This is a genomic window from Polaromonas sp. P1_G2 (genome assembly GCF_056405515.1).
On record NZ_JBFUBY010001059.1, the window covers coordinates 1 to 472 of the forward strand.

The 472-nt window shown below is 63.3% G+C and carries 1 protein-coding gene; it reads right to left on the reverse strand.

Going from position 1 to position 472, the window contains the following annotated elements:
* Positions 1–137: 137 nt before the first annotated feature.
* A partial coding sequence (locus AC1D0P_RS29055) for a hypothetical protein (protein ID WP_477679903.1) occupies positions 138–472 on the reverse strand: 335 nt, incomplete at its 5' end.

Below are 472 nucleotides of genomic sequence, written 5' to 3' on the forward strand. Positions count from 1 at the left end.
GAGCGGCAGGCCGTCACGAGCGCCGGAGATCAGGCGCGGCAGGATCGATGTGCGGATATCCTGCAATGTGAGCGGCAGGCCGTCACGAGCGCCGGAGATCAGGCGCGGCAGGATCGATGTGCGGATATCCTGCAATGTCATGCCGTCCACCTGCCGAGCGGCGTTTCGCCCCAGCACAAGGTGAGGCTGGAGCCATCCCAGATGCCGGCACCGTCGAGCGTGTCGAATTGCAGGAGCGGCCAGGCGGCGGTGGATTGATCATTGTCGAGCGGCAGGCTGATCGCCTCGTCCTGCAGCCAGAGCCTTTCACCCGACCGCCGGACTTTCGCGCCCTTGAACATCAGGGGAAAGTCGCCAAGCCAGGGTTTTTCCGCCATCGCGTTTTCATAGTGTTCATAGGCCGTGGCCACGTCCTGATCAGGAAGGATAAGCGCATTGCCGGATGGTTCCGAACCGGTGATCTGCCGGGCGA